At 35.6% G+C, this 16,130-nt stretch carries 14 protein-coding genes; all 14 read right to left on the bottom strand.

Annotation, left to right across the window (positions count from 1 at the left end; all coding sequences use genetic code 11):
• The 14 genes from srlD to DTUR_RS02080 all read right to left on the bottom strand — a co-directional run bounded on the left by srlD (position 1) and on the right by DTUR_RS02080 (position 16,115).
• On the bottom strand, positions 1-798 hold the full coding sequence (gene srlD, locus DTUR_RS02145; protein ID WP_012582810.1) for a sorbitol-6-phosphate dehydrogenase: 798 nt from the start codon (positions 796-798) through the stop codon (positions 1-3).
• Entirely contained in the window at positions 791-2,062 is a 1,272-nt protein-coding gene (locus DTUR_RS02140; protein ID WP_012582809.1) for a zinc-binding dehydrogenase, read from the bottom strand. Before DTUR_RS02140 ends, srlD begins: the two co-directional genes overlap by 8 nt.
• 2 nt (positions 2,063-2,064) lie before the next feature.
• Positions 2,065-2,769 (bottom strand): dihydrolipoamide acetyltransferase family protein, encoded by a 705-nt coding sequence (locus DTUR_RS02135; protein WP_164930980.1) that lies wholly within the window; start codon positions 2,767-2,769, stop codon positions 2,065-2,067.
• Positions 2,770-2,782: 13 nt separating this feature from the next.
• Complete coding sequence (locus DTUR_RS02130; protein ID WP_164930979.1) at positions 2,783-3,043, bottom strand: biotin/lipoyl-containing protein; 261 nt, start codon at positions 3,041-3,043, stop codon at positions 2,783-2,785.
• A gap of 17 nt (positions 3,044-3,060) precedes the next feature.
• A complete protein-coding gene (locus DTUR_RS02125; RefSeq protein WP_242603732.1) occupies positions 3,061-5,445 on the bottom strand; it encodes an alpha-ketoacid dehydrogenase subunit alpha/beta in 2,385 nt (794 codons plus the stop codon).
• Positions 5,446-5,557: 112 nt separating this feature from the next.
• On the bottom strand, positions 5,558-5,932 hold the full coding sequence (locus DTUR_RS02120) for a sensory rhodopsin transducer (RefSeq protein WP_012582807.1): 375 nt from the start codon (positions 5,930-5,932) through the stop codon (positions 5,558-5,560).
• 22 nt (positions 5,933-5,954) lie between these two features.
• Complete coding sequence (locus tag DTUR_RS02115; protein ID WP_012582806.1) at positions 5,955-6,911, bottom strand: ABC transporter permease; 957 nt, start codon at positions 6,909-6,911, stop codon at positions 5,955-5,957.
• A complete protein-coding gene (locus tag DTUR_RS02110) occupies positions 6,908-7,918 on the bottom strand; it encodes an ABC transporter permease (protein WP_242603731.1) in 1,011 nt (336 codons plus the stop codon). The genes DTUR_RS02115 and DTUR_RS02110 overlap by 4 nt, the downstream gene beginning before the upstream one ends.
• Before the next feature lie 15 nt (positions 7,919-7,933).
• Positions 7,934-9,445: a sugar ABC transporter ATP-binding protein gene (locus DTUR_RS02105; RefSeq protein WP_012582804.1), complete on the bottom strand. Its 1,512-nt coding sequence runs from the start codon at positions 9,443-9,445 to the stop codon at positions 7,934-7,936.
• Positions 9,446-9,515: 70 nt separating this feature from the next.
• Entirely contained in the window at positions 9,516-10,520 is a 1,005-nt protein-coding gene (gene rhaS, locus DTUR_RS02100; protein WP_012582803.1) for a rhamnose ABC transporter substrate-binding protein, read from the bottom strand.
• 230 nt (positions 10,521-10,750) lie between these two features.
• Positions 10,751-11,689, bottom strand: a complete 939-nt coding sequence (locus DTUR_RS02095; protein WP_012582802.1) for an ABC transporter substrate-binding protein — start codon at positions 11,687-11,689, stop codon at positions 10,751-10,753.
• 73 nt (positions 11,690-11,762) lie between these two features.
• Positions 11,763-12,749: an ABC transporter permease gene (locus DTUR_RS02090; RefSeq protein WP_012582801.1), complete on the bottom strand. Its 987-nt coding sequence runs from the start codon at positions 12,747-12,749 to the stop codon at positions 11,763-11,765.
• Positions 12,750-12,766: 17 nt separating this feature from the next.
• Positions 12,767-14,251: a sugar ABC transporter ATP-binding protein gene (locus DTUR_RS02085; RefSeq protein WP_012582800.1), complete on the bottom strand. Its 1,485-nt coding sequence runs from the start codon at positions 14,249-14,251 to the stop codon at positions 12,767-12,769.
• 43 nt (positions 14,252-14,294) lie between these two features.
• A complete protein-coding gene (locus DTUR_RS02080) occupies positions 14,295-16,115 on the bottom strand; it encodes an L-fucose isomerase (protein ID WP_012582799.1) in 1,821 nt (606 codons plus the stop codon).
• Positions 16,116-16,130: the final 15 nt, after the last annotated feature.

The raw sequence follows: 16,130 nt of genomic DNA, 5'->3' as shown, positions 1-16,130 counted from the left end.
TCACCTCATTTCTACCCCACCACTTACATTTACTGCATCTCCAGTAATATAAGAAGCTTCATCGCTTGCAAGAAATACCACTACATTTGCCACATCATCATAAGTACATGCCCTACCAAGAGGTATCTGCTTTAAATATCTTTCTCTTACCTCTTCTTTACTTATTCCCAATCTTTTAGCATATTGATCATAAAGGCTTTCCTTCCATAATGGAGAATCCAAAAGATCTCCTGGACATACCGCCACTACCCTTACATTATGCGGTGCAAGATCTAATGCAATACTTTGGGTAAATCCTATTCCTCCAAATTTTGAGGCAGAATAAGCAGCATTTCTAAAACTCCCTTTCTTTCCTGATTTTGAATTAATCTGAATTATTACTCCGGATTTCTGTTTTACCATTACCTTGGCAGCCTCTCTTGCGCAAAGAAAATATCCCGTTAAATTAACATCTATTACCTTCTTCCAATCCTCAAGAGGAAATTCCGTAATATCATGAGCAATTAAAATACCAGCATTAGCTACCATTATATCAAGTTTTCCAAAAGTCTCAACAGTTTTTTCTACCATATTTTTTACATCTTCCTCGTTAGTAACATCGCACTTGACCGCAAGAGCCTTACTGCCATATTCCTCTTCAATCCTTTTTGCCACTTCTTGAAGCTTTTCTACTTTTATATCAGCTACAGTTACATTACATCCTTCTTTTGCAAGTCTATAAGAAAGAGCTTCTCCAAGCCCTTGAGCTGCACCTGTAACAATTGCCACTCTATTTTTTAATCTTTGGCAATCACACATCTATTTTCTCCCCCCTTTTTAGTAGATATTCTTCAGCTTCTTTACACCACCAGCCATTATTATCCTTCACTATTTGAGCTAAATCTCTGTATATATCTTTCAATTCCTCAGGACCCTCTACACTTAATCTCTCAAAATCCTCTATTTCTGACAATGGAAATCTTATATGGGTATAGATTAACTTTTTACCCCCAGAGATATTAGGGAAATTTAAAAGCACATCTCTTGCTACATTAAGTCCACCTATATGGGTAATCATAGGGGAAGGGTCTATAACTCCCCTTTGTATAAGATCTAATGCTATTTTCATATCATCAGCATTACCACCCGATGTAGCCACAAAATGATGTTTATCATAATGAACCTTATAAAAATTAACACAAGCAATGAAATTATGATCAGTAGGTCCTGCAAAGAAGTTTAAGCAACCATCTCTTGCAAGAAGAGAGTCTGCCTCCTCAACCAGCTTAGGACTTGGATATAAAATAAAAATATCATCATATTTTATTTCTTTATAGGATTGATCTCTTGTTGGGTTCACAAACCTAATATCTATTCCCTTTTTATTAACTTCTTCTTTGGGAAAAGCCTTCATAGCTCTTTGCAACTTTGCATCATCAATATCAGTGATAACAAGTAAGCTTGGATTCTGAGGACCATAAATAAGATAGGCAAGAAAAGCAAGACCCATAGGTCCTGCACCACCAAGAATGGCAGTCTTCCCTCCACGTTTTATCCCCATGATATGCTCATAAGAATTTTCCCTAGTATGATATTGAGCATTCACAGCACCTATCACGCACGACAAAGGTTCTATTAAGGATGCTTTATAAAAAGCATCACCCTCATAAATTAAAAGACAATCTTGTTCCATAACCTCGTTAGGAATAACAACCTTTGTGGCAAGACCCCCCAAATATTTATATGAATATCCTGGAGCACTTAATACTCCTACAGGTCCCCTTTCATACAGCAAAGCAGGTTGAATTGTAAACTTTTGACCCTCCTCATATTTTCCCTTCCATTTAGACCCCACTTTCAAAATTACTCCTGCCATTTCATGCCCTACAATAACAGGATTTTTGTCCACATCCTTTGGAACTCTTGGATGATCCGGACCTTGAACAATTTCTTTGTAGGTGGAAGGACAACTGGTATCTGAAATTATCTCCGCAAGTATTTCATCTTCCTTAATCTCAGGAAGTTCAAATTTCTCAAGTCTTAAATCCATCTTCCCATACATTCTTAAAGCTATTGTTTCCATTCTTATTCCCCCTTACTCAATAATAAATCAGGATTCTCTAAAAACTCCTTTATTTTCATGAGAAACTTAGATCCGTATGCCCCATCTATTACCCTATGATCTGCGGAGAGAGTTATATCCATCATCTTCCTAATTTTTATTTCTCCATTAATTACCACCACTCTATCTTGAATAGCCCCACAGGTAACAATAGCTACTTCAGGGGGATTAATTATAGCAAGTATAGATCTTACTCCAAACACACCAACATTATTTACAGTAATGCTTCTATCAGATATATCTTCCACTCTTAACTTTCTATTTCTTGCTTTTTCTACAAGAGAAATCCTTTCTTCAAATATTTGAGCTATAAGCTTTTTATCAGCATTTCTTATAACAGGTACCACTACACCTTCTTCCCCTAAAGCTACAGCAAAACCCACATTTATGTCTTCCAAAAGCTCTATCTCTGTATCTTTAAATCGGGCATTTATTAACGGAAACTCTTTCATAGAAAGAGCAGTAGCCTTAATTATGAAATCATCATAAGAAATTTTTATATTTTTCTCATTAACAAAATTTGCTCTTGTCTCAACTAAGTTTGTAGTATCAACTTCGGCAATAGCGTAAAAATGGGGTATTGATTGCTTACTTTTTAATAACCTCTCAGCGATAGTTCTTCTTACTGTATTCAAAGGGATTCTCTTTATCACATTATTACCACTCAAAGTTTAAACCTCCTTACTCAGGTATACTTTCATCTAAGGTATCAGTAATATAAGCTAAGACAGTTCCTACAGGTACTGTTTCTCCCTCTTTTACAAGTATCTTTCTCAAATACCCATCGTATTCACTCTCTATCTCCATTATGGCTTTTTCCACTTCAATCTCCAATAAAGGCTCACCCTTTTCCACTTTATCTCCCTCTTTTTTAAGCCAAGAAGTAACAGTACCGTTTTCCATCACATCGCTAACCTTAGGCATAACAATGTTTTTAACCATAAATTCTTACCTCCTTGTTAGAATAACTTTTTAATTTCTTCTATAATTCTTTTGTCATTAGGTAAGTATGCTTTTTCAAGAACAGGAGAAGCTGGTGGAGGACAAAAAGGAGCGCCTATTCTTATTGGAGGTCTAATAAGAAAAGATGAGGCTTTTTGATAAAGTTGAGTTATTATCTCGGAAGATAGAGACATGAATTCCACAGCTTGTGTAACAACAGCAAACCTTCTTGTCCTCTTTACAGAATCAATAATAGTATCCATATCTAAAGGATAGAGACTTCTAAGATCTACTACCTCCAATTCAATACCCTCTTTTTCCAATTCCTCTGCTGCTTTTAATACGGCGTAAATCATGGCAGACCACGAAACTACAGTAACACTTTTATCATAATTTTTAGCTCTTCTCTTAATGTCTGCTTTACCAATAGGGACTATATAATCTTCTTTGGGGACTTTTCTCTTGGACAAAGAAAGTAATAAAGGATCTTGAAGTAAATTTTGATGCTCTATATAAATTACAGGATTTTTGTCCCTTATAGAAGCTATCAATAAACCTTTGGCATCATAAGCATCTGATGGAGCAACAACTTTTAATCCAGGGAAATGGGTCAAAATTGACTCAATACTCTGAGAATGTTGACCTGCATATCCTTTACCACCACCAATAGTGGTTATTATGGTGAGAGGAATTTCCGCTTGTCCTCCTGACATATAGCGCATTTTAGCAGCTTGATTTGCTATTTGATCCATAGCAATTAAAATAAAGTCTATATACATTATCTCCACCACAGGCCTCAGACCTCTCATTGCCGCTCCAACTCCTGCTCCTACTATTGCTGCTTCAGAAATTGCGGTGTTAAATATCCTATCCCTTCCAAATATTTCTAAGAGTCCCTTTGTTTCTCCAAAAGAACCACCATAATCAGCTATATCTTCTCCCCACATTAGTACTCTTCCATCTCTCCTCATTTCTTGATATAATGCCTCAATAATTGCTTCTTTGTAGTTTATCTCTACCTCTGGATCTCTGTCCTTAAATTTTGGTTCCTTAAGCACTGTAACGTTTCTAAACTTCTCAGGCACAAAACTATCTATGGAGTCTTCTTTAAAAACATATTTTGTCATATCCTTAGGGTCGGGATTAGGAGATTCAATTACCTTTGCAGCAATATTCTCATTTCTCTGTCTATATTCTTTTTTCAGATTTTCAATCTCATGAGGAGTAAGTACTCCTGCATCTATCAACTCTTTCGCATAAATCTCCAATGGATCATATTTTTTCCATGCTTGTAACTCATTGTAGGTTCTATAAGTACCATTTTCTGGTTTTTCCAAAGTATCACTTAAAGAATGTCCCATAAATCTGTATCCCCAAAATTCAAGAAGAACTGGCCCCTCTCCTTTTCTTATCCTTTCCACGGCTCTTTTGACTGCATCTCTTACTGCAAGCACATTCATAGCATTTACTACTTCTGCATGCATACCATTCTTACTATACGCAAAACCTCTCTCTGCAATAAAATCTATTCCTGTTACTTCGCCCCTTTGTTGTCCAGACTCACCATATTGGTTATTCATAACCATAAATATTACAGGAACTCCAAATTTTTTACTCATAAGACCATTAGTAAATTGTGCCATACATGCCATATTTATTGCCTCATGAGCTATTCCTGTATTCATTGCTCCATCCCCTATAAAACATAAAGTTACTCTACCATCTTCCATATATCTTGAAGCCATAGCAGACCCTACAGCTATTCCCATACTACCACCAACAATAGCATTTGCCCCCAAATGTCCTACACTAAAGTCCGCAATATGCATGGATCCTCCTCTTCCCCTACAAGCACCCCACTCTTTTCCAAAAAGCTCCCCTATTGCTTTGAATAATTCAATATCAAGGGCATATTGATAAAGAATATTTTTATTTTTGTTCTTCCAATCATATCCTAAAAAATTTGCAATTTCTTTGTTATTTTCAATAAAAGCTATCAGCTCCTCTTCACTCATATCTTTTAATCCAAAATAGCTTTTAGCTATGGCATCACCATGCCCTCTATGGGTACTAGTAATATAATCATCCTTCTTAATAACTGAAATTCCGCCTGTGGGAACTGCTTCCTGTCCAATGGAAAGATGAGTAGCACCTATATATAGATACCTAATATTCCCATATTTACCTTTATTAACCCTTAACTCATAGATCATCTCTTCAAAATTTCGGATCATAAGCATACATTTGAAAAGATCTATGCTCTCTTCTTTAGTTATGCTCCCCTCTTTTAATTCTTCTTTTAAAGATTTTCTATATTGAAACTTAGGTACCTTTCCACCTACCTCAATATATCCTGGTTCAAATTCTGGAAGTACAGGTATTTCTTTTGGCAATCTAAACACCTCCTATCTTACCCAGTTTTTTATTTTTATTTTCGTTTTATTTCAATTTTATTTTTTATTTTTTTTCATTATATAGTATCATCTATAAGCACAATGTCAAGTTAAAATAACATTAATCAACATTCCATGCTATGGCAGTCATATAAGAAAGATTAGGTTGACGAGTATCCAGTCTTGAATGCTGAACTACAATCTTTACATCACTCTCCACCTTTATTGCAAAAGGCACATTTCTTTCAAGTTTAACTCCAAGAATCTCCTCTGATTTATCCAGTCTTACATGCCAAGTTCTTTCGGGAAGTACAATTATTTCTTTAGATTCTATGGGATCCCTATCTTCAAAATAAAAAGTGAATTTAACCTTAGCGGGTTTATCATTAACATTTAAAATACAAGTTGATTCATGGCTTGGTAAATTAGGATCGCCAATTTCAGGCAAATAAGCATCAGGAATAAGCCAAATCTTTGCACCTATTTCTTTATTCATATTCTTCACACCACCTTTCTCTTTATTTGACTGCCCTTGCCCTTCTTTGTTCTAACAAATTAGATATGACTACTGTTCCTACAAGAAGTGAACCCATAATTATGGTTATTACCTGGCTGGGTATGTTTAACAAATTTAGACTATAGGTTAAGAAACCAATTAAAAACAAAGACAAAACAACCCCAATCATATTTCCAGATCCTCCAAGAATGCTAACCCCTCCAAGAACTACCGTTGCAATAACCTCAAGCTCCAAACCACTACCAATATCCGGCCTTATGCTACTCAATCGGGAGGTAAGAAGAATAGCTCCTAATCCAGACATAAAACCAGCAATGGTAAAAAGAACTATTTTTATCTTTTCCACTGGAATTCCTGAAAACTTACAAGCCTGTTCATTATTTCCGATAGAATAAACATATCTTCCAAAGGTGGTTTTATGTAAGACAAAACCAAAAATGATAGCAAAAATAACGTACAAAACTAAGGAAAAAGGAACAGGAGTCCCTGCAATATAACCCTGTCCTAAATACATAAAGCTCTCTGATTCAATCCCAACAGCTGTATCTTGAAGCAAAATATAAGCTATTCCCCTATACAGAGCATAGGTACCTAAGGTCACTGCAATAGCTGGAAGCCTAAATCTTACAATCAAATACCCATTTAAATAACCTCCTAAGGTAGCAATTATAAGCCCCACAAGGGCACAGATCCAAATATTAGTTCCCATTCTATGGAGAACTCCCATAAAAGCAGAAGTCATTCCCATGTTAGATGCCACTGAGATATCTATATTGCCACTTATAATAATGTAAGTCATTGCAAGAGAAATAAGCCCTTTTTCCATAAAGTTTGTAGTATTGTCCAACAGATTAACTATATCTAAAAAGTAAGGCGAGAAAAAACTACTTACTAAAAAGACCAGAACAATTAATATGAGAAGTATTATTTCCCAAGTTATTCTTAACCTTATCTTCATACCCTCCTCCTACGTCCCTTATAATATCTCTCCGCAATTAAAGAATCTACAATTACAGCAATTAAGAACATCAAGCCTTGAAGAGCGAGCTTATAAAAAGGTGATATCTTCATAACATTCAATCCATTAACAATCATTGTCAAAAGTAAAGCTCCTAAAACTACCCCACCTATCTTTCCGGATCCACCTGTAGTTTTTACTCCTCCAATAACCACGGCAGAAATAGCAGAAAGTTCAAATCCTATAGCAGCACTACTTTCTGCAGAAGCAAAACGAGAAGTATATAAAACACCGCTGAGTCCAGCAAGAATACCTGAAATAAGGTAAACTAAGAATAATACTTTTACTTTATTAATACCAATATATATTGCAGATTGAGGATTATTTCCAACAGCATATATACTTCTTCCAATAGCCTTATAATTCAAAAGATAATAAAAAAAGAGAAAAACAATAAGAGCATAAATTACTAATATGGGGATGCCTAATATCTCAACTCGGGTAAGAAGTTTATAGCCTTCAGGCATCTCATGAGCATTAACCCATCTACCCCCACTAATTATATATACAATTCCTCTAAATATATACATCGTAGAAAGAGTAGCAATTATAGGAATAACCTTTCCCTTTGCCACAAAAAGGCCATTTATAGCCCCACATACTCCTCCAATTAAAATTCCAATTAAGGGAGCTAATATTACAGGAAAATTATGAAAATCTCTATAAATCATTGATACGGTCATTCCTGTTAAAGCAAGATTAGAACCTACAGAAAGATCTATCCCACCAGTAAGTATAACCATCATTTCTCCTATAGCAACAATAGTTAATATGGATGCGTCAAGAAAAATATATCTAAGGTTTTCCCAGCTTATAAAATAAGGATTTCTCAATGCTATGATTAATCCAAAAAGGAAAAGAGGGAAGATTATTCCGATCTCTCTTAATTTTGCAATATCGTAACTTTTTTCTCTTAACCCATTTATAGAACCCATTTTTGCCATCATATCCTCCCCAAATTGTTAACTTTTTGTATATACTTTTCTCCCTAAAGCCATTGATAAAATCTTCTCCTGAGTTGCTTCCCTTCTGGAAATAGTACCAACTATCCTTCCCTCATGCATTATAATTATCCTATCACTCATCCCAATAATTTCTGGCATTTCAGAAGAAATAAGAATTATTCCATAGCCCTCTTGAGCAAGCTTATTTATTAGTTGATATATAGCTACCTTTGCCCCCACATCTATCCCTCTGGTAGGTTCGTCAAGAATAAGGATCTTAGGTTTAGTAGCAAGCCATTTTGCAAGCACAACTTTTTGCTGATTTCCTCCAGAAAGACTCATCACCTTTTGTCTTATTCCAGAAGCCCTAATATCAAGAAGTTCAAAATATTTTTTTGTAAGTATTTCCTCCTCTTTCCTATCTATTATCCCCCTATTTGCCAAACTTTCTAAAATAGGAAGAGTAGTATTACAAACTATATCCATAGGTAAAAGTAAACCATGCTGATGCCTATCTTCAGGAACGTATACAATCCCAAGACTTATAGCATCTTTCGGATTCTTTATATTTACTTCCTCTCCTCTTATATATATCTTTCCTTTATCTTTACTTCTTATACCAAATATGGTCTGAGCAACTTCGGTCCTACCAGAACCTACAAGACCAGCAATACCCAGAACTTCACCCTCAAAAAGCTCAAAAGAAACATCATAAAATTCCCCATTTCTTGTCAAACCATCAACCTTTAATAGAAGTTCTCCCTTTTTTGTCTCTACCTTTGGATACATATCCTCTAACTTTCTTCCTACCATCATCTGAATGAGTTCGTCCACACTTGTCTCTGCCACATTTTTTGTTCCTATATATTGCCCATCTCTCAACACCGTTACTCTATCTGCTATTGCAAAAACTTCCTCCAATCTATGAGATATGAAAATTATGGATGTTCCTTTTTCTTTTAAACTCCTGACAATATTAAAGAGCCTTTGAGTCTCTTCTAAGGTTAAAGAGGAGGTAGGTTCATCCATAATCAAAATTTCGGGATTTATGGACAAAACTCTTGCAATTTCTACAATTTGTCTTTCCGCAATACTTAAATCTTTAACAAGAGCCTTAGGATCTATTTCAATACCCAATGAATTCAAAAAACTGTTTGCTTCTTTATAAAGATCTTTCCAATCAATACTTCTAAATAGAGTCCTATATTTGTAATGACCAATAAATATATTTTCTGCTACACTTAACTCAGGAAATAAAGCAAGCTCTTGAAAAACTGCTGCAATACCATGTTTTTGAGCATCCATTGGATTACCAAAATACACCTTCTTACCCTTCAGTAGAATATCCCCATGATCAGGCTGTAAAACTCCACTTATAATTTTTATCAATGTAGACTTTCCAGCACCATTTTCACCAAGCAAAGCATGAATCTCGCCCTTTTTTAGATTAAAATTCACACCTTCTAAAACCGGTTTTGCTCCCGTAAAAGATTTATATATATTTCTAACCTCTAAAATATAATCTTCCATGATTATAAAAACCCCTCCCAAAATCAAAAATAAAAGGGGAGGATCCTGATCCTCCCCTTAGGAATTTCTGTTAGTAGACTTTAGACCAATAATCTATGTTGGCAGCATCAAACACAAATGGAGGTCCAAGAATTATCATTCTTCCACCGTTTCCTTCGTCTACAATGGTTCTTTCTCCAAGTCTTCCTAAATTAACTTTCTCTCCAACATTCCCTTTAATTTCTCTGTTTAATAAACGATAAGTTGCATAAATTGTTGCGTATCCTAAATCTATAGGATTCCACAAAGCAAATGCTTTACAGGTACCTCTTTTTACATACTCTGCCATTTCACTTGGTAATCCAAGTCCTGTAAGCTGAACTTTACCAGATAATCCAGCATCCTCAATAGCACGAGCAGCCGCTGCAATACCAACAGTAGTAGGAGCAATTATGCCCTTTAAGTTAGGATAAGACTTAAACAATCCCATTGCCTCGTTATAACTCTTCTCCCTTATGTCATCCCCATAAACTATGGCTACCAGTTTCATCTTGCTATACTCTGGTTTCTTTAACTCTTCCTTCATCCAAGCAATCCAAGTATTTTGGTTTGCCATTGTAGATGCAGCACTTAATATAGCAATTTCACCCTCATAATTAATCATCTTTGCTAAGAGTTGTACCTGAATCCTTCCTATTTGTTCCATATCTGCCTGGTTTACAAATAATTTTCTCCCTTGTGGTTTTACTGCTGAGTCAAATGTTACTACAGGAATCCCTCTAAGTTGTGCCTTTCTGCATACAGGTACTAAAGCGTCAGGATCGTTTGCGGAAATACAAATTGCACTAACTTTTTGAGCAATCATTGAATTTATTATATCAATTTGCCCTTGTACACTGGATGCTGCAGGAGCTTGATGTATTACAGTGATACCCAACTCTTTTGCTGCCTCTTGTGCTCCCTTATTTACTGCTTCAAAGAAAGGATTACCTGCTGTTTTGGTTACTAATCCAATTACATATTTCTTTTGAGCGAAACTCTCTGTTCCTAATACAATTAACAATACAAGAAGTAAAACAATCAGAAACTTCTTCATAGGATTCCCCCCTTAAAAATAAAATTTTTAAATTACAAGACCCAATTTAAAATCTACTATTCCACACCTCCTCCCATAGCAAAGTTTTTTCATTTTTGATCATTTTATATTTTCACTTGTTTTTATTTTACATAAAAATAACAAGCTTGTCAAAAAAATAACAAATAGAAAAGGGGAGGCTTTTTAGCCTCCCCTAAGTATTTTGTATTAACTAATAATCAGATTTACAACTACTCGTAAAGACACTGCTTTATCTTAGGATCATCTATATTGGTCTTATCATACCAATAGAATCCACTATCAATGAATTTTGGTAATTTCTCGCCTTTAATGGCTTTTACTGCTGCCTCAACAGCCATATAGCCCATTCCTACTGGGTTTTGAGTAATAGCTCCAGCCATTAAACCAGACTTTATAGCATCAATCTGTTGTTTACCAGAATCATAGCCTATTACTACTATTTTTCCAACCTTATTCATCTCTCTTACCGCATTAATAACTCCTATAGCCGAACCTTCATTTGCACCAAATATTCCTTTTAATCTTGGATGGGCTTGTATGATAGCTTTTGTCAAATCAGTAGATTTGAGATGATCTCCTCCACCATATTGAATATCTACAATCTTGATTAATGGGTATTTTGCTTTAATTCTATTCACAAAACCATCTCTTCTATCAATTCCTGTCCTACTTACTTGGTCATGAACTACCAAAGCCACCTCTCCCACCCTATTAATAAATTTTGCCATCATATCTGCGGCATATCCTGCTGCTTTAATATTGTCTGTTGCAACAGTGGTTACAGGAATATCGCTATCTACTCCAGAATCAAAACCAATTACTGGAATCCCCATAGCATGTGCCTTTTCAAGATAAGGTATAACCGCTTTACTATCAAGAGCTGCAATACAAAGAGCTGCAGGTTTTTTAGCAAGAGCAGCTTGCAACATCTCAATTTGTTTATCCACCATTGCTTCAGACTCAGGTCCCTCAAAAGTGATAGTAACATTCAAATCTTTTGCTGCCTTTTCAGCTCCCATTTTTACTGCTTGCCAAAATTGATGTTGGAATCCTTTTGAAATCATCGCAATATATGGCCTTTGTGCTGACGTGATTGAGAAACCAATTAGGAAAAGAGAAATTAAGGTTACGATTAAAAAACGCTTCATTTTGAAAACCTCCCCCAAATTAAGATTTTTTTATAATATTTGCCAGAATACTGGCAAATATTATCTAATTTATTCATGCTTCTCTACTCCTTCTTATAATGTCAAGATATACAGCACCAATAACTATGATTCCACTAACCACAATCTGCCACTCCTGGGGTACAGACAAGATTCTTAAACCATTGGTAAGAGTACTCATTATCAAAGCTCCTATAACAGTCCCAATGACCGATCCTTCTCCACCTCTTAAGGATGTTCCTCCTATTACTACAGCAGCTATGGCATCAAGTTCGTATCCTTGTCCTAAGGCAGGTTGAGCTGAATTCAATCTTGAAGCCATTATAACTCCTGCTATACCTACAAACATTCCACATAAGGAATATATTATAGTCTTCCATTTATCTACATTTAATCCTGAAAGTCTCGCAGCTTCCTCATTACTTCCAATTGCAAAGGTATACCTACCAAGAGCTGTTCTTGTAAGAAGAATATGTGCAATGATTATAAAGAGAACAAACCATAGGATTGCATTGGGAAAATCTCCTAACCCAGGGAAGATCCTACCCAATATGGATCCCATAGCAATCTTATTAAAGATAGGAGTATCATTAAAATAAATAGGTCTACACCCTGAAACCACTAAAGCTAAACCTTTAGCTATCATCATCATACCTAAGGTAGCAATAAAGGGAGGTAATTTCATCTTAGAGATCACAGTACCATTAATAAATCCCGCCAGAACCCCAGTAAGAATTCCTCCAAGAACTCCAATAAAAACAGGTATTCTCCAAAAAGTTATAAAAACACCAGTCATGACAGCAGAAATAGTCATTACTGTTCCAATAGATAGATCAATGCCTCCCGTAATGATTACAAAGGTTACACCAAGGGCAAGAAGTCCATTTACACAAGTTGCAAGCAAAATTGCAATTATGTTCTCATAAGTTAAAAAGTTAGGTGAAGCTAAGGAGAAGAAAACAAAAAGCAAAAATAGGCTTGCAAACATTAATATTTGTCTCAAACCACTTTTAGAAAATAAAATTGACAATTTACCTACCATTTAATTTAAACCTCCTTTTAATCCTCGTACATAGTAGCATACTTCAGGATTTTTTCTTCCGTTGCCTCATCAGCATCCAGTATCCCTGTAATCCTTCCCTCACACATCACCACAATTCTATGACTCATTCTCAAAATTTCAGGAAGCTCTGAAGATATCATAATTATTGACTTACCTTCGGCTATTAATTCATTCAACAATTTATATATTTCATTCTTTGCCCCCACATCTATCCCTCTGGTAGGTTCGTCAAAAATAAGAATATCGCAGTTCCTAAGTAACCATTTTGCTACTACTACCTTCTGTTGATTTCCACCAGAAAGATTTTTAACTTTTTGTCTAACCGATGGAGTTCTTATTCTCAATCTTTGTATATATTCATTACTCACCTTTTCAGCCTTCTTATCGTCTACAAAACCTAAGGCTTTTAAAAAATCTTTCATTGAAGGTAAAATAATGTTAGATTTAACATCAAGATCAGGCATTAATCCATATCTTTTTCTATCTTCGGAAAGGTATGCAATTCCATGACTGATAGCATCCCATGGATTCCTTATATGCACTTTTTTACCTTTCACATAAACTTCACCAGAATCCACAGGATCTGCTCCAAATATAGCCCTCGCAACCTCTGTTCTTCCTGCTCCTATCAAGCCAGCAAATCCTAAAATTTCTCCTTTTCTCAAACTAAAACTAATATCTCTAAAAACCTTACTTCTTTTAAGATTTCTTACTTCTAATACCACTTCTGCATTTTCTTCTACTTCCTTCTCCCGTAAAGTTTCATATATCTCTCTCCCCACCATCATGCTTATGATCTTTTCTATGGTTAGATTCTTCATATAATCAGTACCTATGTATTGTCCATCTCTCATAACTGTCACTCTGTCAGCTATTTCTCTCAATTCTTCTAATCTATGAGAAATATATATTATTCCTATTCCTTGACTTTTAAGCTTTCTTATTACACTAAAGAGTTCCTCGGTTTCTGCCTCACTCAATGCAGCAGTAGGCTCATCAAAGATAATAACTTCTGAATTAAAAGATAGTGCCTTTGCAATTTCTACCATTTGTTGTTTGCCTACACTTAAATTAGAGACTTTAACATTAGGTTCTACTTTTAAATGAAGCATATTAAGAAGCTCTTTTGTCCTCTTGTTTATCTCGTCATCATCTAAGAATATAGGTAGATTTTTCCTCTTAGGTTCTCTTCCTATAAATATATTTTGTGCTACGGTTAAATGTGGCATTAAATTTAATTCCTGAAACACCATGCTTATTCCCATTTCTTGAGCAACACGAGGATTAGGAATGTCTACTTCTTTTCCTTTGTAAATAATCCTTCCCGAATCTTTTCTATAAGCTCCTACTAAAATCTTCATTAGAGTAGATTTTCCTGCTCCATTCTCTCCAACCAATGCGTGCACTTCTCCCTTATTAAGCTCAAAATAGGCATCTTTTAAAGCCTGAACCCCAGGGAAGCTTTTGTTTATATTCTCCATTAAAACTAAGGTTTCAGTACTTATAGTTTCACACCCCTTCCTTTTATTTTGCTACTTTCTTATACAAAGGGCCAAAATTCATACAAGCTCTAAAATCTGCACTTTCTAACTCTTCGGTACCAAACATGGACCAGGCACTGGGCCTAAAAATTCTTTCTTCTTCCACATTATGCATATTCACTGGGATTCTTAAAATGGAAGCAAGGGTAATAAACAAATCTCCTACATGTCCATAAGTTATAGCACAATGATTAGCCCCCCAATTCTCCATTACAGAATAGACACTCTTAAAAGCACCTTTCCCTGTTAATTTAGGAACAAACCAAGTGGTAGGCCAAGTAGGATCTGTCCTTTTATCAAGAACTTCATGAACATGAGGAGGGAGTTCTACTGTATATCCCTCAGCAATCTGTAACACAGGACCAAGCCCCTTAACTATATTTAATCTACTTATAGTTACAGGCATTTCCCCTCTTGTAACGAACTTAGTAGAGAATCCTCCACCCCTAAAGTAGCCTAAATTGGCATAGCAGAATTTGGTTGCATCCAAACACTTTATAACCTCCTCATCACTTATCTCCCAGAATGGTTTTATTGCTGGTTTACCTTCAATTTCCTGTTGACCTGTTCCATCAAGGGCTGCAGGTCCTGAATTTATCAGATGAATTACTCCGTTTTGAGCTAATCCCTCTGGTTTCCAACCTGTAACTCTATAAATTGCTTCAGGACTCCAGTAAGTTCTTACATCAGCAAAGATCTGAGCAGTATTTGTTAACAAATGCCCAAAAAGCATAACTACCCCATTGAGGCTATCATTTTCTGTAGCCAATATATATGGTTGTCTTAACCCATTCCAATCAAAGGAAGTATTTAAAATTGCCTCTGTAAAATCGCCATTAGGAAAGTGATCTGTCCATTGACGTTGTCCTTGAAAACCTGCAACTATCGCATTATGCCCTAAGCTTTCCTCAGGATAACCCAATTCTTCTAATTTTTTATTTCCCACCATTAAATCTCTTATAATTAGAGTCATTTTAACTACAAATTCCCAAACCTCCTGTTTCTTCTTTTCATCAACCCTCTTATCAGGAGGATTTGGATCTTCTCCCTCCTTACAATACTTTCTCACCCATTCCATTGCCCTCTTAAATTCTTCTTCATCGTAAATTTTTCTCTCTATTCTTCTGATAATTTCAGTCATATCTACATACTCAACTCTCATTCCTAAATAATCTTCAAAGAAGTCTGGATCTACAATAGACCCTGCAATTCCCATAGAAACACTCCCAATGGAAAGATAAGATTTATTCTTCATAACTGCTACTGCGAGGGCGCTTTTAACAAATTTCAAAATCTTTTCTTTCACATCTAACGGTATATTGTAATCGTCTTTATCTTGTACATCTTTTCCATAGATCTTAAATATAGGCAGTCCCTTTTGATTATGTGCAGCAGAAACAGCTGCTAAATATACAGCTCCAGGTCTCTCAGTCCCATTAAAACCCCAGACTGCCTTTGGTATATCCAAGCTCATATCCATAGTTTCTGCACCATAACACCAGCAGGGCGTAACAGTAATAGAAACTCCTACCCCTTCTTTTCTAAATAGCTCATCTGCCATTCTTGCTTCAGCTACTCCCCCAATACACCTTTGAGGAATTACACACTTAACTCTCTCTCCATTAGGTAAATAAACGTTGTTTTCAATAAATTCAGCCACAGCTTTTGCTAAATTCATGGTTTGCTCTTCTAATGATTCTCTTACTCCACCATATCTACCATCAATGGTTGGACGTATTCCCACCTTAGGATAATCCTCAATAAACCTTTTCTCCCCAATTCTCATAGGAAAAATTCTACTCATTACAAATTCCTCCCC

This window comes from Dictyoglomus turgidum DSM 6724 (genome assembly GCF_000021645.1).
Taxonomy (GTDB): domain Bacteria; phylum Dictyoglomota; class Dictyoglomia; order Dictyoglomales; family Dictyoglomaceae; genus Dictyoglomus; species Dictyoglomus turgidum.
Note: the sequence above shows the minus strand (reverse complement) of the source record. Positions and strands in the feature narration are given on the sequence as shown.

Bases quoted from the DNA above. Each gene is read 5' to 3' on its own strand.
- srlD (WP_012582810.1), bottom strand. From the start codon at position 798: ATGTGTGATTGCCAAAGATTAAAAAATAGAGTGGCAATTGTTACAGGT.
- DTUR_RS02140 (WP_012582809.1), bottom strand. From the start codon at position 2,062: ATGGAAACAATAGCTTTAAGAATGTATGGGAAGATGGATTTAAGACTT.
- DTUR_RS02130 (WP_164930979.1), bottom strand. From the start codon at position 3,043: ATGGTTAAAAACATTGTTATGCCTAAGGTTAGCGATGTGATGGAAAAC.
- DTUR_RS02120 (WP_012582807.1), bottom strand. From the start codon at position 5,932: ATGAATAAAGAAATAGGTGCAAAGATTTGGCTTATTCCTGATGCTTAT.
- DTUR_RS02115 (WP_012582806.1), bottom strand. From the start codon at position 6,911: ATGAAGATAAGGTTAAGAATAACTTGGGAAATAATACTTCTCATATTA.
- DTUR_RS02110 (WP_242603731.1), bottom strand. From the start codon at position 7,918: ATGATGGCAAAAATGGGTTCTATAAATGGGTTAAGAGAAAAAAGTTAC.
- DTUR_RS02105 (WP_012582804.1), bottom strand. From the start codon at position 9,445: ATGGAAGATTATATTTTAGAGGTTAGAAATATATATAAATCTTTTACG.
- rhaS (WP_012582803.1), bottom strand. From the start codon at position 10,520: ATGAAGAAGTTTCTGATTGTTTTACTTCTTGTATTGTTAATTGTATTA.
- DTUR_RS02095 (WP_012582802.1), bottom strand. From the start codon at position 11,689: ATGAAGCGTTTTTTAATCGTAACCTTAATTTCTCTTTTCCTAATTGGT.
- DTUR_RS02090 (WP_012582801.1), bottom strand. From the start codon at position 12,749: ATGGTAGGTAAATTGTCAATTTTATTTTCTAAAAGTGGTTTGAGACAA.
- DTUR_RS02085 (WP_012582800.1), bottom strand. From the start codon at position 14,251: ATGGAGAATATAAACAAAAGCTTCCCTGGGGTTCAGGCTTTAAAAGAT.
- DTUR_RS02080 (WP_012582799.1), bottom strand. From the start codon at position 16,115: ATGAGTAGAATTTTTCCTATGAGAATTGGGGAGAAAAGGTTTATTGAG.